This window comes from Brevibacillus sp. HD3.3A, assembly GCF_013284375.2.
GTDB classification, from domain to species: domain Bacteria; phylum Bacillota; class Bacilli; order Brevibacillales; family Brevibacillaceae; genus Brevibacillus; species Brevibacillus parabrevis.
Genome location: NZ_CP085874.1, coordinates 4,258,758 through 4,279,126 on the forward strand (window position 1 = coordinate 4,258,758; position 20,369 = coordinate 4,279,126).

At 53.3% G+C, this 20,369-nt stretch carries 21 protein-coding genes; 5 read left to right on the forward strand and 16 right to left on the reverse strand.

Annotation, left to right across the window (positions count from 1 at the left end; genetic code table 11):
- Nucleotides 1-4: 4 nt before the first annotated feature.
- From HP435_RS19910 to codY, 5 genes are all read right to left on the reverse strand, one after another.
- A complete protein-coding gene (locus HP435_RS19910) occupies nt 5-925 on the reverse strand; it encodes an ABC transporter permease (RefSeq protein ID WP_122964040.1) in 921 nt (306 codons plus the stop codon).
- An 18-nt stretch (nt 926-943) separates the two neighbouring features.
- Entirely contained in the window at nt 944-2,554 is a 1,611-nt protein-coding gene (locus HP435_RS19915) for an ABC transporter substrate-binding protein (protein WP_122964039.1), read from the reverse strand.
- A 27-nt stretch (nt 2,555-2,581) separates the two neighbouring features.
- Nucleotides 2,582-3,454 carry a MurR/RpiR family transcriptional regulator gene (locus tag HP435_RS19920; protein WP_122964038.1) on the reverse strand — a complete coding sequence of 291 codons (873 nt, stop codon included), beginning with the start codon at nt 3,452-3,454 and terminating at the stop codon, nt 2,582-2,584.
- A 6-nt stretch (nt 3,455-3,460) separates the two neighbouring features.
- Nucleotides 3,461-4,954, reverse strand: a complete 1,494-nt coding sequence (locus HP435_RS19925) for a M81 family metallopeptidase (RefSeq protein ID WP_173599880.1) — start codon at nt 4,952-4,954, stop codon at nt 3,461-3,463.
- 219 nt (nt 4,955-5,173) lie between these two features.
- Complete coding sequence (gene codY / locus HP435_RS19930; RefSeq protein ID WP_122964036.1) at nt 5,174-5,944, reverse strand: GTP-sensing pleiotropic transcriptional regulator CodY; 771 nt, start codon at nt 5,942-5,944, stop codon at nt 5,174-5,176.
- A 207-nt stretch (nt 5,945-6,151) separates the two neighbouring features.
- Between codY and HP435_RS19935 the strand changes: the two genes are divergently transcribed.
- On the forward strand, nt 6,152-6,238 hold the full coding sequence (locus HP435_RS19935) for a YjcZ family sporulation protein (protein WP_122964035.1): 87 nt from the start codon (nt 6,152-6,154) through the stop codon (nt 6,236-6,238).
- A 91-nt stretch (nt 6,239-6,329) separates the two neighbouring features.
- Here the strand turns inward: HP435_RS19935 and HP435_RS19940 are convergent, their stop codons facing one another.
- The 4 genes from HP435_RS19940 to HP435_RS19955 all read right to left on the reverse strand — a co-directional run bounded on the left by HP435_RS19940 (nt 6,330) and on the right by HP435_RS19955 (nt 8,415).
- Nucleotides 6,330-7,106 (reverse strand): sporulation protein, encoded by a 777-nt coding sequence (locus HP435_RS19940; RefSeq protein ID WP_063228144.1) that lies wholly within the window; start codon nt 7,104-7,106, stop codon nt 6,330-6,332.
- Nucleotides 7,107-7,162: 56 nt separating this feature from the next.
- A complete protein-coding gene (locus HP435_RS19945) occupies nt 7,163-7,708 on the reverse strand; it encodes a sporulation membrane protein YtrI (protein ID WP_122964033.1) in 546 nt (181 codons plus the stop codon).
- Nucleotides 7,705-8,016, reverse strand: coding sequence for a YtrH family sporulation protein (locus HP435_RS19950; protein ID WP_063228142.1), 312 nt, complete (start codon nt 8,014-8,016; stop codon nt 7,705-7,707). Before HP435_RS19950 ends, HP435_RS19945 begins: the two co-directional genes overlap by 4 nt.
- 174 nt (nt 8,017-8,190) lie before the next feature.
- Complete coding sequence (locus HP435_RS19955) at nt 8,191-8,415, reverse strand: hypothetical protein (protein ID WP_063228141.1); 225 nt, start codon at nt 8,413-8,415, stop codon at nt 8,191-8,193.
- Nucleotides 8,416-8,734: 319 nt separating this feature from the next.
- Between HP435_RS19955 and HP435_RS19960 the strand changes: the two genes are divergently transcribed.
- Together HP435_RS19960 and HP435_RS19965 are read left to right on the forward strand one after the other, a co-directional pair.
- Entirely contained in the window at nt 8,735-9,982 is a 1,248-nt protein-coding gene (locus HP435_RS19960; RefSeq protein WP_173598198.1) for an MFS transporter, read from the forward strand.
- A 1-nt stretch (nt 9,983) separates the two neighbouring features.
- Nucleotides 9,984-10,121, forward strand: coding sequence for a hypothetical protein (locus tag HP435_RS19965; protein WP_167470277.1), 138 nt, complete (start codon nt 9,984-9,986; stop codon nt 10,119-10,121).
- Nucleotides 10,122-10,258: 137 nt separating this feature from the next.
- Here HP435_RS19965 and HP435_RS19970 read toward each other — a convergent pair whose 3' ends face one another.
- The gene (locus HP435_RS19970; RefSeq protein ID WP_063228139.1) at nt 10,259-10,768 is read right to left on the reverse strand and encodes a hypothetical protein; all 510 of its coding nucleotides are present in this window, start codon (nt 10,766-10,768) and stop codon (nt 10,259-10,261) included.
- 18 nt (nt 10,769-10,786) lie between these two features.
- Nucleotides 10,787-11,866 carry a M42 family metallopeptidase gene (locus HP435_RS19975; protein WP_173598199.1) on the reverse strand — a complete coding sequence of 360 codons (1,080 nt, stop codon included), beginning with the start codon at nt 11,864-11,866 and terminating at the stop codon, nt 10,787-10,789.
- 154 nt (nt 11,867-12,020) lie between these two features.
- Between HP435_RS19975 and HP435_RS19980 the strand changes: the two genes are divergently transcribed.
- Together HP435_RS19980 and HP435_RS19985 are read left to right on the forward strand one after the other, a co-directional pair.
- A complete protein-coding gene (locus tag HP435_RS19980) occupies nt 12,021-12,842 on the forward strand; it encodes a GNAT family N-acetyltransferase (protein ID WP_122964029.1) in 822 nt (273 codons plus the stop codon).
- 120 nt (nt 12,843-12,962) lie between these two features.
- Nucleotides 12,963-14,264: a BaiN/RdsA family NAD(P)/FAD-dependent oxidoreductase gene (locus HP435_RS19985; protein ID WP_173598200.1), complete on the forward strand. Its 1,302-nt coding sequence runs from the start codon at nt 12,963-12,965 to the stop codon at nt 14,262-14,264.
- Between the two features lie 235 nt (nt 14,265-14,499).
- Here HP435_RS19985 and HP435_RS19990 read toward each other — a convergent pair whose 3' ends face one another.
- The 5 genes from HP435_RS19990 to HP435_RS20010 all read right to left on the reverse strand — a co-directional run bounded on the left by HP435_RS19990 (nt 14,500) and on the right by HP435_RS20010 (nt 20,350).
- The gene (locus HP435_RS19990; protein WP_173598214.1) at nt 14,500-14,700 is read right to left on the reverse strand and encodes a hypothetical protein; all 201 of its coding nucleotides are present in this window, start codon (nt 14,698-14,700) and stop codon (nt 14,500-14,502) included.
- A 7-nt stretch (nt 14,701-14,707) separates the two neighbouring features.
- Entirely contained in the window at nt 14,708-17,197 is a 2,490-nt protein-coding gene (locus tag HP435_RS19995) for a septation ring formation regulator EzrA (protein WP_173599881.1), read from the reverse strand.
- A gap of 47 nt (nt 17,198-17,244) precedes the next feature.
- Nucleotides 17,245-17,847 (reverse strand): forespore capture DNA-binding protein RefZ, encoded by a 603-nt coding sequence (refZ, locus tag HP435_RS20000; protein WP_063228134.1) that lies wholly within the window; start codon nt 17,845-17,847, stop codon nt 17,245-17,247.
- A 466-nt stretch (nt 17,848-18,313) separates the two neighbouring features.
- Nucleotides 18,314-19,225: a DUF6612 family protein gene (locus tag HP435_RS20005; protein ID WP_122964025.1), complete on the reverse strand. Its 912-nt coding sequence runs from the start codon at nt 19,223-19,225 to the stop codon at nt 18,314-18,316.
- Between the two features lie 129 nt (nt 19,226-19,354).
- Nucleotides 19,355-20,350, reverse strand: a complete 996-nt coding sequence (locus tag HP435_RS20010; protein ID WP_122964024.1) for an MBL fold metallo-hydrolase — start codon at nt 20,348-20,350, stop codon at nt 19,355-19,357.
- Nucleotides 20,351-20,369 lie beyond the last annotated feature (19 nt).

A 20,369-nucleotide genomic window follows, 5' to 3' on the forward strand; every position in this document is an offset into this window, starting at 1 on the left:
TCCCCTAATCGAAGTGGATGCGCGGATCAATCCGGCTGTAAATCAGATCCACGATCAAGTTGGTCAGTGCAAAAATCAGCGCCATGAAAAATACCATCCCTTGCACCGTCGGCATGTCTCGCTTGCTGATCGCTTCAATCGCCAGGCTGCCGATGCCTTGCAAGGAAAATACCGTCTCCACGACTACAGCGCCTGCCATCAGCGAGCCGAATTGCAAGCCGATCATCGTCACGACCGGGATAATCGCATTGGGCAAGCCGTGGCTGAAAATGAGTGAAACGAGCGAAGCCCCTTTTGCTTCGGCTGTCCGCATGTAGTCCTGTTTGATCACTTCCAGCATGCTTGCCCGGGTCATTCGGGCGATCATCCCCGCTTCCGCCATCCCCAAAGTGATGGCTGGCAGCAGCAAGGAATGAACGCCCTCATAGCCGGAAATCGGAAACAGCGCGAGCTTGTAAGCAAAAATCCAGATCAGGAACAGGGCGATCCAGAAGCCTGGCGCGGAAATCCCGACCAGCGAGAGCAGGACGACGAATCTGTCCACCAGCGTATTTTGTTTCACAGCGGCAATCGTCCCGAGCAAAATACCGAATATTGCGGCAATCAAAACGCTGAAAATAGCAAGCTGCAACGTGATCGGGAAGCGCGTGACAATCTGCTCCCACACACTCTCTCCCGTAAAGAGAGACGTACCCAGATCCCCCGTCAAAAGTCTGCCCAGAAAGCCGACATACTGCTGCCATAGCGGCTGATCCAGTCCGAGCGCCGTGCGCATCTGGCTGATGGCTTCCGGCGTGGCAAACTGTCCCAATATTTGCGTCGCAGGATCGCCGGGAATCAGGTGCACCATGAGAAATATCAGGACAGATACGCCCAGGAGCGTGCCCAATAGAGAAATCAGCCTTTTCACCACATAGCGGCGCATACCATCACCCCTGTTTCTCTATTTATCGAGAGTGACATCATTCAAAATGAAGTATTGCGTGTAGGAATTGAGCCCAAAGCCTTTGATGCCTCTCGTTGCCGTCACGACTTCGTTCACCCAGAGCGGCACCCATGGCGAATCGTTCAGCAAAATTTCCTGTGCCTGTTCGTAAATGCGAATGCGTTCCTCTTCGCTGGAAGCTTCCCGCCCTTTGTTCAGCAGATCGTCCAGCTCGGGCCGCGTATAGTGCATGCGGCTTTCGGCGTTGCTCTTTTCAAAAATGAGAAACAGAATGTCGGCATCGTACCAGCCGTAGTACATCAGTGCCATGTCGTACGACTTTTTGCTGATCCGGTCTTTGATTGTCGTCATTTCCTGAACGGTAATTTTGAGATCGATTCCCGCTTCTCTCAGCTGGCTTTGGAGAATTTGCGCGGCTCTGGTAAACGCTGGCTGCTGTGACACCAAAATCTCCACCGACAACGGTTTGCCGTCCTTGTCCACGATGCCGTCGTTGTTGGTGTCCGTCCATCCGGCATCTGCCAGCAACTGCTTGGACTCCGCTACATTGCGGGTGTACATTTGCTTCGCCTTGTTCTCGATCGCCTCGCTGTAGCCGAAAATCGTCGGTGCCAACGGTCCGTATATCGGTTTGCCGAAACCGTTCAACGCTACTTGTACCAGCGGATCGCGGTCGACGGAGAGAGCTACCGCCTTGCGCAGGCGAACGTCACTGAACAGTGGATGCTTGTTGTTAAAAGCGATGTACTTGATGCCGATGTCCATCGTTTTCTGAATGTCGACGCCAGGCAATGACTGCAATTCAGCGACGGAGTTTGCCGGAACATCGTGCAGTACGTGAATCGTTCCTTTTTTGAACTCCATCATGCGCGTATCGTCGTCTTTCAAAAAGCGGAACAAAACGTTGTCGATATGAAGCGGGCCTTTGTTTGCGACGTACTCCGGCCCCCAGTTGTACTCGGGATTTTTCTTGAACAGAAGCGATGCGCCCCGCTCCCGCTTCTCAAACTGGATCGGCCCCGTTCCCGATGGCTTGTCGCCAAAACCGTCGCCCAGCTCTTTTGCCGCCTTCGTGTCTACAGGAGAAACCATTCCGCTAATGACGACGTTGATAAAAGGAGAAAATGGCTTGCTGAAATGAACTTTCAGCGTCTGCTCGTCTGTTGCCTCCACTTTTTCGATCGGCCCGACGATCCCTTTGACAGGGGAGATTTCCAGCATCCGGTCAAACGACTCCTTCACAGCGGCTGCCGTCACAGGATTGCCGGTGTGGAAGCGGATATTTTTGCGTATGGTGAACGTCCACGTTTTGCCGTCCGGCGAAATCTCGTATTTTTCCGCAAGACCGGGGATGATTTTTCCCGAAGTGTCCCGGCTCAGCAGCGGTTCGTACAAAAGGCCGTTCTCGTTGCCGAGCCAGGTTGTTTTGTGCAGATCGAGCGTGTCCGGGTCAATCAGCGATGAGACAACGAGCGTGTTGCTCGTCTTGCCCGCCTCATCGGTTTTCGGCTGCGTCGTCTGGTTGGCTGTCTGCGATGAACAGCCTGCGATGACTGCCGTTGCCAGCAGTACGCTTAGTGGTCCTGTTTTCCACCAGCTTTTTTTCATACCCTCATCCCCTTTTTTCTCTCAGCGTCACATGTCGGTTTCCCCCACGAAGGGATAGATTTGGCGACTCGTGTTTTCGTAGTTTAGCAGCCGTTCTTTCACCTGCTCGCCATCGGCCTGTACCACACCGCTGACCAGTACGCTCAGCATGGAAAAGATCGCGGTCATTCCTTTCAGCGCGGTAGGAGCAGGTGCATGAACTTTCAAGACTTGATCGGCAATCGGCCCGACCGGAGAAAGCTCGTCGTCGGTAATCCCCAAAACGACAGCCCCTCTCTCCTTTGCCGCCTTGGTGAACAAAATCGTTTCACTGACATAGCGGGGAAAGGACAAGGTAATGACCAACCAGTCCGAATTGATCTGGGTCAGCAAATAGTTCGCATCGTCGACAGGTCCTCTGTACAGGTGCGCATTTCCTTTTACGACATTCAGTGAAAAAGCGAGCCAATTGGCAGGGGCATACGAGCTGCGGAAGCCGACGACGAGAATGTGCTTGGCGGCCATGATGCTTGCTACCGCCTGCTCCAGTTGTTCCTTTTTCAGTCCGCCGAGCGTTTGCCGAATGTAGGCGACGTCCTGCTCCATGTTGAAGGAGATCAGATCGTCCTGATCGCGCAAATCTTCCGCTGCTGCCCGCAGGCTGTCAATGGCATTTTCTTTTTGCACTTTATCCAGCAAGGAGCTGCGAATTTCTTGCTGCAACTCGCTATACCCGGAGTAACCGAGCGCATAGGAGAGGCGAATGACTGTCGTTTCACTCGTGCCGCTCAGCGCCCCGACCACCTTTGCGGGTTTTTGGGCTACGACTTTTGTTTCGGCGAGAATGTATTTGGCGGCCAACTTTTGCTGGTTTGTCAATTCCGGATAATGTTTGCGAATGCGCTCCTGTACGTTTTCCATCTTCTTCTACTTCCTTGTCAGTTGTGGTAGGGTCGGATCTGTGATCGGGTCTAGCGGATAAAGTGGGCGATTTGCCCGTTTGTATTGGAAAAACCGGAAGTTCAGCGTCGTCAGGCCGGGTGAATCAACGGTGATGACTTTGGCGCTGATCGGTTCAAAGGCGGCCCGGAAGTGCGTACTCGACTTGAGGGCAACGATCTTGTAGCGCGTGACATCAATGCCGTGCAGCTGAAAAATTTGTTCGTCGAGCACCTGCGATTTGACCGAGCAGACGAGCACATCGACACCGCCGATTTGCAAGCGGACAGATTTGCCGTAGTCGATACGCGCTCCTTGGCCCATCGGCGTCGTGGCGACAAACTTGCCATCGGTCAACGCTTTCACATACGCGGTTACTTCAAGCGGCTCGCCGTGCAGATGGTCGGTTTTGCCGCCCAGGCTAATCTCCAGCGTGGCCCCGACTCCCGCTGCAAATGCTTGTTGCACCACTTCTGGATCGTACATGTAGCCGAAGCAGGCGTTGGTCAACTGCGCGTCGAGCATAGCCCGCAACAGATGCGTCCCGTCGCCGGGAGTTCCTCCGCCCGGGTTGTCCGATGTCTCGTTGATGACAATCGGCATTCCTTCTGTAGTGAGTGCTTGCGCGATTCCTTCCGCAGGAGTCGGCATGATCAGCTCGAAGTCATCCCTGTGTTGCCAAACGAGCTTCGCTACATCCTCGCTCACTTTGCGGGCAAGCTCGCTGTCGTTGTTCGTGACCGTCAAAACCGCCACTCCCAGCTCCGGAATGTCCGTGTACGGGAAACCGTGAAAAAAGGCGCAGTCGATCACGTTCTCTTCCTTTTCCCAAGCCCAGCATGCCTCGTTGATTTCGTTCGCCGGAAAATGGTGGGTAGCAGAGGTAGGGATCAAAAGCGGCAATCGGGTGAGATGCATCGTCGGCTTCCACTCGCCTGCGACCATTTTGCTGGCGACGTCAATCGCCTCCAGGCCGCGCTCATAGCAGTCAACGTGCGGATACAGGTGAACGCCGAGCAGCGCGTCCGCCTCCTCAACCATCTTCGGAGTCATGTTGGCATGCAAGTCGAGCGTCACGACCAGCGGAATGTCGTAGCCGACCACGCCGCGAACGGCCGCGAGCAGATCGCCTTCCAGATCGTCGACGCCTTCTGCGACGCCCGCTCCGTGAAGCGCGAGACAGATCGCATCCGCATCCTTCGCCAGCCGCAGCCCTTCCAGCAGCTCGTTTTTCATCCGCTCGTACGTCTCATGCGTGATCGTGCCAGCCGGGTAGGCGAACGTGGAGAAAGTCGGCAAAAGTTCAATCCCCAGCTCCTCCGCCCGGTCGACCATTCCGCCGAGGAAGTTTCGGACTTTGCGGTTGCGTGAAAGGATGACCTCTCCGTGATCCCACTCCCAGCTTTGAAACAGGTCTAGCGTAGAAGGAACGTTGGAAAATGTGTTCGTTTCGTGCACGACGCCACCAATTGCCACTTTCAATCCGATCTCCTCCTCAGTCATTTTCCGCTTTGAAGTTTAAACTTTAAATTTAGATTTTTTTGAAGTTATTCCTTTTCGCAAATTATATCGGCAAAAAAATCACGAATCAATGATTAATTCATGAAATTTTGTCAAGCTGGATTGTACTCGTTGAGCTGCAAAACAAACGCCAAAAGACCCTCCTGCAAAAAGGAGAGCCTTTTGTCTGCACCGATTGAATTACGATGTTTTCCACTTGGCCAATTCAGACGGGAACTTGTCGTTCAGCACTTTGATGTATGTCCCTTTCATGCCGAGCGAGCGGGATTCGAGCACGCCAGCGCTGGCCAGCTTGCGCAGCGCGTTGACGATGACAGAGCGCGTAAGCCCGGCCTGATCCGCCAGCTGGCTTGCTACGAGCAAGCCTTCGCGCGCGTCGAGCTGCTCCATGATTTTCTCGATGGCAATCTGTTCACTGTAGGAAAGGGAGGACAATGCAATTTTGGCAAACGTTTTGTCCCGCACTTCATTTTCAATCTGCTCCGTGCGCTGACGGACAATTTTCATCCCGATAACCGTGGCGCCGATCTCGCCCAAAATCAAATCTTCTGTCTCGAACTCGCCGTAAGCGCGGAGCAACACGAGTGTGCCCAGTCGGCTTCCGCCCGCGTTAATCGGGACGATCGTCGTCATCATTTGCGGGAACAAGCTGCCCAGCTCTTTTGGCACAAAGCTGTACGGGCTTTGAATCGACTCGTTCGCCAACGTTTGCGTCACTTCCAGCAGCTTCTGGTGTACTCCGCTTTGCAGGTGGGTCTGCCCTTCTTCATTCAGGGAAATTTCCTGATTCATTCCGCTGCCGAGAATCGAGCCGTCAGCCGTAATGATGTACACATTGGCCGAGATGACTTCGGACAAAAGCTTGGCGAGGTCTTGAAAGCCGACACCGCTGCCTCCCATTGTTTTTTGCAGCATGACATTGATTTTTCTCGTTTTTTCCAACAAATTCATAATAATATCCTCCTTGGATTTCTTCATGCTCACAGTATTGTCAGAAAAATCCAGCCCCATACATGCAAATCAAAAAATTAGAAAGACACCTCATGCAATCGGTTTTTCGCCCGAAAAATGGGTGTTTGCCTGAACACGTTTGCCCCTGTCGGCGACTATTCTATATAGGGAACAAACATCACGTCACGGATTACGGGAGGATTTCAAATGGGGCTGTTTAACGGAGGCTTTAACGGGTTGTCTTTGATTCTTGTATTGTTCGTCCTGTTGACGATCGTCGGCGCAGACGACTAATTTGCTCGTTTTTTTCGCCCATACAAAAAGGCTGCCTGGTTTTCTCCCAGACAGCCTTCTTTTCTTTTCGCACTCGCTTGGCTCTTAACTCTTAGCGCAGCTGTTTTTTGATCAGTTGCTCGATCGCATCCGCAATCACGTGTGTCGGTCTGTTCAAATCTTCGTCATGCAGTCGGAAGCGCACGTAGCGCTCGTCGAGGTTAAACGCTTCTTCAAAAGCGCCCAGGAAGCCGCGCGCACGCTTGTCTAGCTCCAGCAACACTTCCAGCTCTCCCTCGCGCAAGTAGAAGATTGCCTCCAACTCTTCCAGACGGCTGCGGTACGGCCCGGTCGGACGAAACTCGAACTCTTGCACAAACGGATACGATTTGCCCAGATGGCGATTGTACTCGCAATCTACTTTGTACAGTTGGAAGCCAAGAGAAGAAACAGCATCCAGCACTTTTGTCATCAACGGATGCGGACGCACTTCGATGAAATCGGAATCGCCAGGATCAATCGCATTTTTGATATCCAGTCCGGTTCGCAAATAAACAGGCTGGCGCCCCATTGTCAGCGGGGTTTCATAAGGAAGCGGGAAAGCAAAAGGAAGGACTTTGCTCTCTTTTGGCTGCAGGTACACGCGCTCGGTCAAACGGTATTTGACCAGGGTGCATTCTTCTTTCACCTTGTTGTCGTTCACTTCTCGTTCATAGTGGGTAACAACGTACATGTAGATTTCGTCGATTTCCTGTGCTACATCTCCTCCTGTAAGATGCACCTCGCCTTTTACGAGATCCCCGGGAATGAGCGACTCCTCCTCCAAACGGGTATCTACTTTCGCAGCTCCAATTCCAACACTCGCCAGCAACTTCTTGAACATGGACATGTACTCGCCTCTCCTTTGCGTTGACCCCAGACCTTGATCGATCTGCCTTCAGGTATCTATGTAGAAATATACGAGGGAAGAAAAAGAAAGTTTCGCGCAACCTTTTGCCAAACATCATCCGATATGACCTCTGCCGTGACGAAGACTTGCAGCGTCCGCGCGATGAAGACCGTCTTGATTCGCACTTCGACCATCGTGCGATCCGACAGGACGTACTCCCTGCGGCGCAGCATCTCATGCAGAACCTGGTGAACTTCTGCGACCTGCTCCGCTTTTTTGCCTTTGAGCGAAGCGAAGTCTTTTTCCACCATATCGACGACTTGTACGACAATCGTGGCATGCAAAGGCTGCTTCTGATCGGCCGTCAGCACAAAAGCGCGAACCTCCTCGATCACCTGATCCTGGTTTTTGCGGTAGACGCGCTGGTTTTGCTTCAGCTCCTGGTTTTCTTCGTACAGCTTTTTGTTTTGCAGCTCCAGGCTTTTGCGCACCAGCATCATTTGTTCCATCTCGCGCCCGTACACGAACAAAATCACGGTGCCGCCCACAAGACAGCCGATGAGCAGAAGCGCGAGGTAGCGTTTCCAGAAAATGACCATCATGAGCGCACCTGCACGAGCCAGTGCACGCAAATCGTTCCGATATGAGCGCCCAAAAAAGCCACGACGATCATGACAAGCTGCTTGAATACGGGCGAGAAGTTGCCCATCAATATTTTTTCAATTTGCAAAAAGGAGTCGAAGGTGCCGCCCAAAGCGCCGACCAGCCCCCATATTTTCAGTTGGTCTGCCAGCTGTACCATCGAAAACAACGGAGGCTTTTCTGTCAAAAACGCACCCAATCCTCCGCACAAGGCTCCTCCCACGACAATGCCATAGGCTACAAAAAACGTCAAAATGACTTGTGCCATGCTGATCCCCCATCCTCCCGACTGCATGACGTATGCTTATCCCTACGCGGCTTGTCTGGTTTTTATGATCGAAAAGCCTTCCCGCCCCTGTCATCTGTTCTCTTGCCACGGCATGCCCTCTGCCAAACGCCAAAAAAAGAAGGCATGCTTATGTCGGCAGCATGCCACTGGTACTCATGGCTTGTTCCTGCCCCATCTGCGCAGACGTTTTTGGATGCGCGGGGAGTTCATCACCATAAGATCCATAAACAAATTGACCATATTCGGATTGCTTAACACTTGTTTGAACACTTCCGGATTTTCTTTGAACCATTGCTCATTGGCCTTGATCCATGCTTTGAAGCCTTGATTGGAGCGGTAGTGATTGTTCAGGCGGCGAACTGGCCGATATGCGCTCATCTCAATCTATCCCTTCGTCAAAGAATATGGAGAGGAGAAAGATGATCACGATAATCCAGATCACCACTTCAAAGCCATCTTGGTTAAAAAAACCAAAACCTTTCATGCGAGATCCCCCCTTCACACTAGCTCGAACCATTGCACCTGGCATACCGCCCATGGCACCTTTTCTCTATAGGTATATGTATCGGGATGAATGTTGGATTGGACACCCGCCTGCCTCGCGTGCACATTTGTACGCTCGCCCATTTTTGTTGCATAGAGACAAACCTTTTCCACTCATACTAGAAAGGATGTTGAACAACTAGAGGAGGCGATTATGACAGCCTCACAGGGAGCACTCTGGCGCAACAAGCCTTATTTGATCTTGCTGCTGCTCGTTTTTTTCATGCACATGGCTTCGTATTTGGTCATCCCGGTGTTTCCGATTTTTTTGCAAAAGGTGCGGCTCTTACATCTGGCTCAGGTGGGCTTCATTCTCGGGGCAGGCAGCATCGCCTATCAAATCGGCAGCCTGATCGGGGGGCCGATGTCGGATCGGTGGGGCAGACGGGCGATCATCGCGCTGGGAGCCTTGCTTCAGGGCAGTGCCATGCTCGGCTACCATTACAGTGCGAATTACGGGTTTTTCCTGTTGTTCTCGACGGTGAACGGGCTGGGGCTCGGACTGTTGGCCCCCACGATCAAAGCGATGATTGCCGATGAAGTGGCGGAAGCGCAGCGGACGACAGCTTTTTCCTGGCGGGGCATTCTCGCCCACAGCGGGATTATCGTAGCAGGTCTGGTGATTACGTGGATGACGGCGATTCATCAGCAGCCGTTTATCGTCTCTGCCATCGTTTTTGGCCTGCTCGCTGTTTTGACGTTCTTTTCCTTGCCGGATGACCGCTGTGTCGGCCCTGACTGTCGTCGCACGCCGATCTCGGAATATCGGCATATTTTGAAGCACCGCAGCTTCCTGCTGTTCTCGGGAATTACCTTGCTGATGTGGGCGCTGTACGCGCAGTTCACGATGATCCTGCCTTTGCGCGGCGAGCATGTACTGCATTCCGCAACGCTCATCGGCCTTGTCTGGACGATCAACTCGCTCTGTGTCGTTTTGCTGCAAGGCTTTATCTCACGCTTTATTCTGCAGCGAATCAATCCGTATATCGCACTCGCCATCGGAACGACCTTGCTCGGTGCCGGGCTGATCGCGATGGGCTGGGCCAATCATTTTGCTACGCTCAGTGCCGCGGCTGTCCTGTTTATCCTCGGTGAAATGCTGTTCATGCCCGTCCAAGATTCGCTCGTTACCCATTTTGCCAAAGAAGAGTGGCTGGGAGCGTACTTCGGCTTCTCCAACTTTGTCTCCGGAGTGGGAACCGCAATCGGGACAAGCTTGGGCGGCGCCATGGTCGAAAAACTCGGCGGAGTGGCAAGCAAAAGTCCGTGGATAGCTTACGGCATCGTCACCTTGTTTCTGGCGGCGCTGCTCGGGTTGTTTGCCGTCTATGCCATCCCGCGCTACAAAAATCCGGCGCAGACCAACGAGTCCAGCACGAAAAGAAAGGAAGGTGCGACGTAAAATGACTCAGTCAAAAAATCAGCAGCAGCAGCAAAACGGGCAAGATGCGGAACGCAATCGTCAGCCCAAATCAGTGCAAAACGATGCCCCTGGCTACGGAGACAAGAAGCTGGAAGGGCCGAATCGCCCTTCTACTTGAGAGCTTCCCGCTTTGTTTCTACACGAAAAAGCCATTTCCCCGATGCAGAGGAAATGGCTTTTTTCATGAAATCGGATGTAACCGCTTGCGTCAACAAAACAGTCATGACCGTTTTGCTTGGCTCGTCACCGTCTCGTTCAACTGATGGGCACGAGCTTGTACGGCAGAGAGAACTCCGCGAGCTTTTGCAAAAAGATTTGGCTTGCCTGTTCGTCAGGGGCAATCAGTTGCAAATAGCGTGTGAAGTAAAACACGATTCGGTCTTCGTCGCCTTCCTTCAGGCGGTAATGCGATAGCTGGGCGATGTCTGTCAGTTCGTAAAAATACGCATAGCGCTCGGGAGTCATCGGCGCTTGAAAAGAACGGCTGACGACGATGCCGTTGCTGAGATGTTCCTTGCTGTTCTCTCTCGTCGCCCCGAGGAAGCGCAAAGTTTCCCCCGCCCGCTTCGCTCCCAGCTTTTCTGCCAACATGCTGTCGTTGTACTCCACTTCCAAATCGGTCAGTCGATCGCGGACGGACTCCAGCATGGACATCAGCACTTTGCGGACAGCGAGATTTTCCGTTGCGAACTGGTTGTCAAAAACATTAAATTCGTAAGACGTCGCCTGACCTTGGCGCTTCGTATACAAAATAATTGCGTTCAAAAGCGCCACCTCCCCTCGTTATCTCGGCAAAATCGCTTCAAAGGTCGCCCGATCCAGCTTGCGCACGATCGCGAACAAGAGGCGCTTGGCCGCTTCGTAGTCTTCCCGATCGATGATCGAAGCATGGCTGTGAATGTAGCGGGAAGGGATTCCGATGACGGCGGACGGCACTCCTTTTCCGTGATGCTGCACGACCCCTGCGTCTGTATAACCTTTGGCAATGTAAATCTGGTACGGGATGTTTTCCTGCTCGCATGTGGAAATCAACAGTTCCCGCAAGCCGAGCGGCATCATGTACATCGGATCGTAAATCCGCATCAGCAGGCCGCCGCCCAGTTTTCCGCCTTCGTCTTTCACGCCGGGAATATCGGTCGCCGGGCTGGCATCCAATGCGAGGAACAAATCCGGCTCGATAACGGCTGCTGCGGTTTTCGCTCCGCGCCCGCCAGACAGCTCTTCCTGAACAGTTGCTCCCACATACACCACGTTCGGATGTCCGGGCCGCTCATGCAGTTCTTTTGCCAGCTCAACAGCCAAGCTGCACCCGTAGCGGTTGTCCCACGCTTTCGCCATGACGCGGCGCGGGTTGGTCATGACCTGGAGCGGGCAGACCGGAACGATCTGCTGACCCGGACGCACGCCTGCCTGCTCGGCTTCTTCCCGCGTATCGACTCCGATATCGATGTACATATTGCGAATGTCCATCGGGCGATTGCGCTGATCTTCACTGAGCACGTGCGGAGGAATCGAGCTGATTACGCCTTCCACCGCGCCTTTTTCCGTAATAATATGCACGCGCTGGGCGAGCAGGACTTGTCCCCACCAGCCTCCCAACGTCTGAAACGAAATAAAGCCTTTTTCCGAAATGCGCGTCACCATGAACCCTACTTCATCCATATGTCCGGCCACCATGATTTTCGGACCGTTTTCATCCCCGCGCATCACGCCGAGCATACTGCCGAGGTTGTCGTATACGAACTCGTTTGTATATGTACCCAAGTATTCCCGCATGATATCGCGAACCGGACCTTCGAAGCCGGGTGCTCCCGGCGCTTGGGTCAGCCGTTTCCACAGCTCCAGTTGAAAGTCGTTTTCCATTGTGGTCAAGCCTCCTGTCATCCCTTGTCGGATGTTTGTCTATCTCTCCTATTATCCGTGAGGCTGATTTTGGATGCAACCGTTCACAAGCAGGAATGTGCCGCCTTCTGTCCGAATGAAGTAAAAATACGAATTGGATAGGGGGAAAAAAGAAATGGCGATCACGTTGCGAAGATTGACGGAAACGAGCGAAATTGAGCAGTTGGAAGCGATGGAAGGGAAAATATGGGACCCTGCTTCTGCCATTCCGTACCACATGACGCTGACCATGCACAAATTTGGCGGACTGTTTCTCGGGGCGTTTGACGGAGACGAAATGATCGGGTTTTTATACAGCTTCCCAGGCTACACCAACGGGGAGACGCATCTCTGTTCGCACATGCTGGGCTTTTTGCCCGAATACCGCAAGCAGGGACTTGGCGTGCAGATGAAGTGGCTGCAAAAGGACGAAGCAAAAGCGATGGGCCATTCCAAGATTACCTGGACGTACGATCCGCTTGAAACAGTGAATGGCGTGCTGAACATCGTCAAGCTCGGCGGGATCGTCCGCACGTACTTGCCCAATTGCTACGGCGACCTCGATGACGACTTCAACCGCGGCTTGCCGACCGACCGTTTTCTCGTGGAATGGTTCATCGACAGCGGACGGGTAGAAGCCCGCCAAGCAAACGGAGCACCGCGACTGTCTTATGACGGCGCTCCAAATATTTTGCACTATGAGATCACGGATGGCATCCCGACCCCTGTTGCTCTGGCGACCGATCGGGAAGAGTCTGTCCTGCTCTTGCCCGTCCCTGCCTTCTTCCAGCAGGTGAAGCAGGCAGACATGAGTGTAGCCGCTCTTTGGCGCAAGCAAACCGGCGAGTTGCTCACGACGTATTTTGCCAAAGGATACATGGTGACGGATATCGTCCGCGATGAGACAATCGTCCGCTACGTGCTTACGAAAAAGCCGCTCGCAGACATTCTCGCCTGACGCACAGGCATCCCCCTTTTACGCCCGCGGTTCCCTTCGCTCTCTTTTGGGCGAGAGAGCAGGTGTTGTGGTAAAATGGGGGATGCCTCACCCTACACCATAACTAAGGACGAAAACGAAATGAATCGATCACAGTACGATTTTGATGTCATCATTATCGGCGGCGGGCCTTCCGGGCTGATGTCCGCTGTTGCGGCTTCGAGTCAGGGAGCGCGTGTCTGCCTGGTAGAAAAAGGCGGGAAGCTCGGGCGCAAGCTGATCATTTCTGGCGGCGGCCGCTGCAATGTTACCAACGCCAAGGAACAGGACGAGCTGATCAAGCAAATGCCAGGCAATGGCCGTTTTATGTATAGCGCTCTGACGCAATTCGGCAATCGGGAAATCATGCAATTTTTCGAGGGCTTGGGAGTCGCCCTGAAGGAAGAAGATCGCGGGCGAATGTTTCCTGTGACGGACAAGGCGGTTACTGTAGCGCAGGCGCTCATTGACCTTTTAAAGCGGCAAAATGTCACCATCCGGCTGAACTCTCCCGTCCAGGAAGTGCTCTATGAAAACGGCAGAACGACTGGCATCTTGCTGCAAACGGGCGAAAAGCTCTCAGCCCCTTGCGTCATTATCGCGGTAGGCGGCTGCTCGGTTCCTCAGACAGGCTCGACGGGAGACGGATACGCCTGGGCCAAGGCTGCCGGACATACGGTGACGGACTTGTATCCAACAGAAGTGCCGCTGACCGCAAACGATTCGTTCATTCGCGACAAAACGCTTCAAGGACTGTCTCTGCGCGATGTGACGATGACGTTGTACGCCCCGAACGGCAAAAAGATCAACACGCAGGAAGGCGACATGATTTTTACCCATTTCGGGCTGTCTGGACCAGCCTCGCTGCGGATGGGACACTATGTTTCTACCAGCCAACGCAAATACGGCGCGATCCCGCTGTCGCTCACGCTCGATCTGATGCCAGCGAAAAGCAAAGACGAGATCAACGCGGAAAGCTGGCAGCTTTTGGAGGAGCAACCGAAAAAAGCGGTCAAAAACGTGCTGAAAGGCTACTTGCCTGAACGGATTATCCCCTTGCTGCTGTCGCTTGCCGACATCTCGGAAGACACGACGTACAGCCATATGAAAAAGCAAGATTGGGCAAGCTTTGCCGGCATCATCAAAGCATTTCCACTGACAATCACAGGCACGCTTTCCTTAGAAGAAGCTTTCATTACGGGCGGCGGAGTCAGCGTCAAGGAAATCGACCCGCGGACGATGCGTTCGAAGCTGATGGATGGCTTGTACTTCGCTGGGGAAGTCATGGATGTTCACGCCCATACCGGAGGCTACAACATTACTATCGCCTTTTCATCGGGACATTCCGCAGGTACGCACAGTGCGGAAGAAGCTTTGGAATTTTTTTGCGAGAATAACGTTTAGGGGAAGACAAATCGGGGAAACTAGCAAGCAGGTACTCTTTTTTGCGAAAGAGTGATCAGCACCTTACTCCCCCCTAGTTGTAAGGTGCTGGTTATCAGACCTTTACTCCCTTTATCTTCCCTAGATGGAGCATCGCCCTCGTGAGCGATGCTTCTTTTTTTTGCACAAAAAAACACCTGTCGCGTACGGAGCGCATTCCGCCTGCGATCAGGTGTTTTTTATGGAAAATGCTAGGTTAGGCTGCCATCCGGAACAAGTAGGCAAAGCCTGCTAAAACAAAGGCCAGGCCGAGCAAAAAGAATGTGTTCGCCCTTTGCTTCACCCGCTTTTCATTGCCCCGGAAATAGTGGTTCATCCGACTTTGCCATCTTTTCGTTCGGGGCTGAAGCATGACAAGCACCCCTGCGGCCATCAGGAAAAAGGGAAGGAGCTTCATCGGTGGCTCACCCCTTTTTCTTTCTGCGCAAAAGCCAGCGATTGTCTTCCTCGGCTGGAGCGCCTTCGATGACAAGACGCGCTTCCTCCGCCAGTTGGTATGCTTCCGCGAAAGCGAGCTGTCGGAATGATTGCTCCGCTTTTGTCAGCAGTTCGTTGACATGCCTGTTTTGGCGGCGGTAGCGGTTGGTGTACTGGATAGCTCCTTCCGCCAGCTGGCAAGTCGAAATAATTTGCTCCGCCATTCGCTCTGTCTCCACGACCAGCTCGTGCGCATCCTGAACCAAAATCGCCACTTCCTCCAGATCGTAGCGATACTGCTCCATGATCATCTTGATCCGTCCCAAAGTTTGCACGACTTCTTCAAACATGTACTTCAAATGATCGGGAATGCCAGGCAGGTAGCTTCGCTTGATTTGCTGGCGTACACGAACTAATGTACTCGAAATCCGCTCCAGTTCGTCGAGAGCATCGTCCTCTGTCTCGATCAGCAAATAAGCTTGCTCCTGGACTTCCTCTTCATAGACTGGCTGCGGCTCAGCCTGGGTTTTCGGGATCACCAGCTCGTACTCCGTCTCTTCCTCGACGTCACGGCTCGGCTTGGTCGGCGGAGCATGAACCGAAGTCGCTTTTTCCGAGTTGGCAGGCTTCTTGAGTGCTTGCAGCAGCACAGCCCGTTCCGCTTCGCTCAACTGGTCGCGTGTTGCAGTTGCAATCATCGGCGCCGCTTCCGCAAAAGTCTCGTCAGCTTGCTCCTGATCGTACACTGCCGCTTTTGGCGCTTCATGCACGAACTCTTTTGGCTCTGGCTTGTGGATCACAGGCGCATGCTCGTCTTTGCTCGCCTGATTCCATACTTGTGCAGCCTGCTCGATGATCGCTGCCACTTCTGCATCGCTGACTTCGCGTTCTTTGTCAGTCGCAGGGGCATGCTCTCTTCCGGCTGCTTCTTCCTCGCTCTCGCTCCACTCATCTGCAAGCGGCTGCTCCAGAACCTGTGCGGAAGCGGAAGCCGCAGCAGCCTCGTGCTTGGCCATTACTCCTTCTTCAATTCCTTGATAAGTAGCGTCCAGCAACACATCGAAAGCTTTGGAGTGAGTCAAGACCATCTCCAAATTGCCTTCTTCCAGTGCGCTTTTCGCGGACGAAAGCAATTGCTTTGCCTGCAGCAGCGCCTTATCCAGCGCGTCCTGCTTCAAGTCAAAGCCGTCGCGAGTCGCTTGGCTGATTCCGTCCTCCAGCTGCTTGAACTCCTCCGGCATCGCCTTTTTCACGCGATGCACCAACGTCGGGAGTTGCTCCATCGTCTGCCCTACGCGTTCCAGCAGCTGCTGTGCCTTGATCGTCGTATCGTAGGCAGCGATATCGTCGCCTGCCGCCCGCGCCGTTTTCACCAGGCTTCGCATCGTCTCGACCTCATCCAGCGATGCTTTCAGCTCGTGAAACGACAAGCCGTATTCCAGACGCAAATCGGACAAGCGGCGCTCCATCTGCTCCACTTGCTTGCCGATTTCCGGGATGACAACTTTGTTCTCCTGTTTGGTAATCGCGACTTTTGAGGTGTCTTCCTTCAGCTCGTTCAGTTCATCCTCGATCTGGTTCAGCGTCTCGCGCGCTTCATCGAGCATGCCGAGCGCCAGCGAAAACCGGAAGCGGTCGCACGCTTCTTCCGCATCGAGAATCATCATCTCCACATCGGGGATGCGGATGCGCAGCAAGTTTTCCTTTTTGTCTGCCAGGTGGTGATAGCGCACCTCTGTCATTCCGCTGGAGCGGCGCAGCGGCTTTTCCACTTCGATGACATTGATTTTCTCTATCAGCTCATCCTTCCAATCTTCTACGTCGTCGACTAATTTAAAGATCGCGCGGCGACGAATCATGGCGTAGACCAGTCCGATTGACAAAGCCGCAAAGACAGCTCCGATCGCGTAAATCCACCACGGGATGCCGCCAAGTCCGTCTTTTTCCTCCGTCTGTTCCTGTGCTTTCGCATCGGTTGCACCCGCAGGAGCGGCAGCCTGCTTGTCCGAGATGCGGCTCAGTTCCCGGTTTACTTCCCCGATCAAAGTCTGGATGCCGTTCAAATACTGCTTCTGATTGCGGAATGGTTCGTAGTACGACGTCATTTTTTCATGCAGCATTTCCATCGATGCGCCTTTGGCCTGCAAGGCTGGCCCTGCATACATCCCGAGCTGCTCGGTGTTGTAGTCCAGGACGACCATCATCGCGTCATCAGCCAAATTGTAATTGTCAAACAGCTTCTGCGCGTACATGTCAGGGGATTCTGCTTCCGGTGCTGTGCTTTCCACTACGACAACTTTGTAGCTGCCAGGCAGATTTTGCATCGACTTCGCAAAGTTCGCCTTCTCTTCTTTTTTCAAGTAGTTGTCGGCGTCCTGCACAACTTCCTCTTTTTTGTCAGGAAAAGGCGTGGCGTAAGCCGGATTCGTATATAGCAACATGCCTGCCAGACAGAGCAGGAACAGTTTTCGTTTCACTTGTCAAACATCCCCTTAAAAAGTAAATTCATGGGAGAGGGCGCACCTTATGCCGGCAGCAAAATCCCATGCAAAAAACGCATGATGGAATCTTGCAGCCACCTGGCGAACTCCTCGGAAAACGGCTCCAGGTCATAAACCTGCCGAACCATCTGCGGTTGTAAAAACGGGTATATCATCTGGCTGCTTACGGCCAGCACTATACGATCAATGGATACGGGCAAAAAATCACCCGCTGCGACTCCGCCTTCCAGCACCCTCGAAAGGCCGTGCTTCCAGCGGCTCATGTAAAGTGTCATCACTTCACGGGCAAGCATCGACTCGACACTCAGTTCCCGATGAATCAGCCTCGTGATCGGCGCGTGTTCCATCTGAAAACGCAAATACAGCTGAATCACCTGTTCAAGTCGTTGAATGGCAGAGACGTGCTCCTGCATCGTTTCCTGCTCCTCCAATAAACGAAACAGCGTCTCGAAGTAGGAAGCGATCAAGGTCTCCAGCACTCCCTGCTTGCCCTGGAAGTGATAAGAAATCAACGCGGAATTTACTTGTGCCTCGGCAGCGATTTGTCTAACGGATGTCCCTTTGTAGCCATACGTGTCAAACAGTTTGGCGGCTGCGGACAAAATACGCATTTTCGTCTGATCCATCGCTGAATTTCATCCCCTTTACACCCCGGCTGTGGCAAAACCGGAAAGCGACCATAGCCAAAAGAGTAGCGGTCGCAGTAGACACTCGATTTTCAACGGACATCTTTTCTATTGTACGGATGATTCGACGCAAAAAGATAGACCTGTTGTAAGTTCGACAAAGTTTTCCACTATTCCTCCTAGGAATAAAGACCGTCTGCGAAAAAAGCGGGGAACAATCCGGCCCGGCTCCTCGCAAACAATAAAGACGGACAACAGCCCGAAAGCGTTACTTCTCCGATTGGAAAATTGCCCCGTGTACCAGACATGGGCAACAGGCTTTATTCAAACAGTCAAAAGCAGCCGCAAACACCTCGCTTTTTGCAGACGCGGGCAGCTTTGGAAAAAAGCTGCCTCACGACTCACAGAAAAAAAGACGCTCCCTTGCCCGCAGACATGGAAGGTGAGCGTCTCTTTCTTCTGCTGCTTATTTGCCGCCTTCTGCCGCAGTTGGCACCGGCTTGGCCCGACCGTAATTTTGCAAATACGTTTCTACCTGGGAGTGCTCTTTTACCCGCTGGTCGTTCAAATCGTATGCGGAGCGAATCGACATCGTCATGTTGGTAGGCAGCATCGTCTTCTTGTTGTAGTAAATCGTGTACTCCGCTTCCACATCCATCTGATCGACCATCGCCTTCACGTCCTGCGCCTGTGCTTGTTTCGCCTGAATCGAGACACCAGCCCCAGGCGCAGCCGCTCTCGTCCAGTTTCCGTCTGACAGCTGCATCGCCAGCTTGACCCTTGGCTTGTGGGAGGCGAAAGGGCCCGCTGCGGACTGAATCCGCGAGCCAGCCCCGGCTTGTTCCTTCATTTGCGCAGCCAGCCATTCTTTCAGTTTGAGCGAATCCAGCGTCACACCGATTGCTTCGAGATCGTCCTGCGGATTTTCATCGGGCAGCTGGCGGACGCTTTTTTTCAGCTCGTCCATTTGCTGAAAGCAAAATGGCGGACTCCAGTTGTTCATCTCCTGCCGCAAAGCAACTCCTTCGCCCGGGACAGGCTTCCATTTTTCTTCCTGGCCTTGTTTGGCGTACAGCTCGCTTCCTTCGGAGAGCAACGACAAAGTCTCCACTCGCTGCTGTTCTGGAACGGAAAACTTCACGTTCATATACACCGCTTCCCCGTCTTTTCGCCCGGAGAAGTTCACCATGTTGGCATTGGCGCTGTTCGCTGTCAAAAGCTTTGTCCTTCCGTAAAACGCGTACGAGTTCTGCGCCGCAAACTGATCGCGCACCTGTTCAAAAGCTGAATGGGGGTCTTGCTTGACGCCCATTTGATTACAGCCTGTCAAAGCGGTGCACGCGATGGTCAAAAGGCACATGGTCCAATACTTGCGCATCTGGTTCCTCCCTCGGCTACCCCGGATTATGCCACTTCCAGGTGGTTGCAGGGTAATTGTCCCTTTTATCGTTTCCGGGGAGGAATAGGCTTATTCTGCTTGTTTCGCCAATGCCAGGAATCCGTCAGGCTACAGGTGATAGTACAAGACCCCGTCTTGTTCGCGCACCTCGATCTGATGCAAGATCATCAGCAAATCGATATGCCCGAGCGTCTCGGAAAGCGTCAGCGGCAGCTCTTTTTCATAAATAGCCGGAAACAGCAGCGTCGTCAGTTCATACGCCGTCAATTCCTTGTCAGCAAGCAGGCTGCGCAATGTGTCGGTCCGGCTCCAGTTTTTTTGCAGGCGAGAGGAAATCAGCTCGCGGTGGTTCCGGACGATCTCGCCATGACCCGCCAGCACCTGTTCGATCTCCATGTCCGCGCACATCTGCAAAGCCGTCCGGTACTGAACGAGTGTCAGCGGACGCGCACCCGAACGATCCCGCGGTGGCTCAATAAAGGCATTGGACGAAATATGTCCGATAATGTGATCTCCGCCGATCATCGTGCGATCCCGCTCCCGGTACAAGGACAGATGGCTCTGGCTGTGCCCCGGCGTGTAGAGAACCTGCCATTCCGGAAGATGCGGCACTTGTTGTTCATGCTTGAGCTTCAAGTCAATCTGGCTTGGCTCGGAAAAAGTCGTCATCAATTTGTGGAACTTCTCGATGATGATCAGCTTGTCGCTTGGCACGCCGCTTTTTTTGTACAGCTGCAAAAAGAACTGATCGTGAAAATCCATGAACTCCGCATCCAGCTCGACGTACGGCGCTGCCTGCGGATGCGCCAGTGTCAACGCCCCTGACTTTTTCCTCACTTTTTCCAATTGCCCGCAATGGTCAACGTGATGATGGGTCAGCACGATCTGCTCAATCTCTTCCACAGAGACGCCAGCCGCTTGCAGCCCTTCTGTGAGCGCCTGCCATGCCTCGTCTGTCTTCGGCCCCACATCGATCAAGGTCAGCTTCTCGCCTTTTATCAGATAGACGTTGACCGCTCCGACATTGAAGGGAGTCGGGATTTCCAGACAGTAAATATCCGGCGTGATTTGTGTCGCCTTGGTGTGCCATTCACGCATGTCCATTGCCAATTCCTCCATCTGC

Coding starts and splice junctions, on each gene's coding strand:
- HP435_RS19945 (WP_122964033.1), bottom strand. CDS start 7,708: ATGATGGTCATTTTCTGGAAACGCTACCTCGCGCTTCTGCTCATCGGC.
- HP435_RS19990 (WP_173598214.1), bottom strand. CDS start 14,700: ATGAAGCTCCTTCCCTTTTTCCTGATGGCCGCAGGGGTGCTTGTCATG.
- HP435_RS19960 (WP_173598198.1), top strand. CDS start 8,735: ATGACAGCCTCACAGGGAGCACTCTGGCGCAACAAGCCTTATTTGATC.
- HP435_RS19975 (WP_173598199.1), bottom strand. CDS start 11,866: ATGGAAAACGACTTTCAACTGGAGCTGTGGAAACGGCTGACCCAAGCG.
- HP435_RS19980 (WP_122964029.1), top strand. CDS start 12,021: ATGGCGATCACGTTGCGAAGATTGACGGAAACGAGCGAAATTGAGCAG.
- HP435_RS19915 (WP_122964039.1), bottom strand. CDS start 2,554: ATGAAAAAAAGCTGGTGGAAAACAGGACCACTAAGCGTACTGCTGGCA.
- refZ (WP_063228134.1), bottom strand. CDS start 17,847: ATGGATCAGACGAAAATGCGTATTTTGTCCGCAGCCGCCAAACTGTTT.
- codY (WP_122964036.1), bottom strand. CDS start 5,944: ATGAATTTGTTGGAAAAAACGAGAAAAATCAATGTCATGCTGCAAAAA.
- HP435_RS19920 (WP_122964038.1), bottom strand. CDS start 3,454: ATGGAAAACGTACAGGAGCGCATTCGCAAACATTATCCGGAATTGACA.
- HP435_RS20010 (WP_122964024.1), bottom strand. CDS start 20,350: ATGGACATGCGTGAATGGCACACCAAGGCGACACAAATCACGCCGGAT.
- HP435_RS19950 (WP_063228142.1), bottom strand. CDS start 8,016: ATGGCACAAGTCATTTTGACGTTTTTTGTAGCCTATGGCATTGTCGTG.
- HP435_RS19940 (WP_063228144.1), bottom strand. CDS start 7,106: ATGTCCATGTTCAAGAAGTTGCTGGCGAGTGTTGGAATTGGAGCTGCG.
- HP435_RS19965 (WP_167470277.1), top strand. CDS start 9,984: ATGACTCAGTCAAAAAATCAGCAGCAGCAGCAAAACGGGCAAGATGCG.
- HP435_RS19935 (WP_122964035.1), top strand. CDS start 6,152: ATGGGGCTGTTTAACGGAGGCTTTAACGGGTTGTCTTTGATTCTTGTA.
- HP435_RS20005 (WP_122964025.1), bottom strand. CDS start 19,225: ATGCGCAAGTATTGGACCATGTGCCTTTTGACCATCGCGTGCACCGCT.
- HP435_RS19910 (WP_122964040.1), bottom strand. CDS start 925: ATGCGCCGCTATGTGGTGAAAAGGCTGATTTCTCTATTGGGCACGCTC.
- HP435_RS19955 (WP_063228141.1), bottom strand. CDS start 8,415: ATGAGCGCATATCGGCCAGTTCGCCGCCTGAACAATCACTACCGCTCC.
- HP435_RS19985 (WP_173598200.1), top strand. CDS start 12,963: ATGAATCGATCACAGTACGATTTTGATGTCATCATTATCGGCGGCGGG.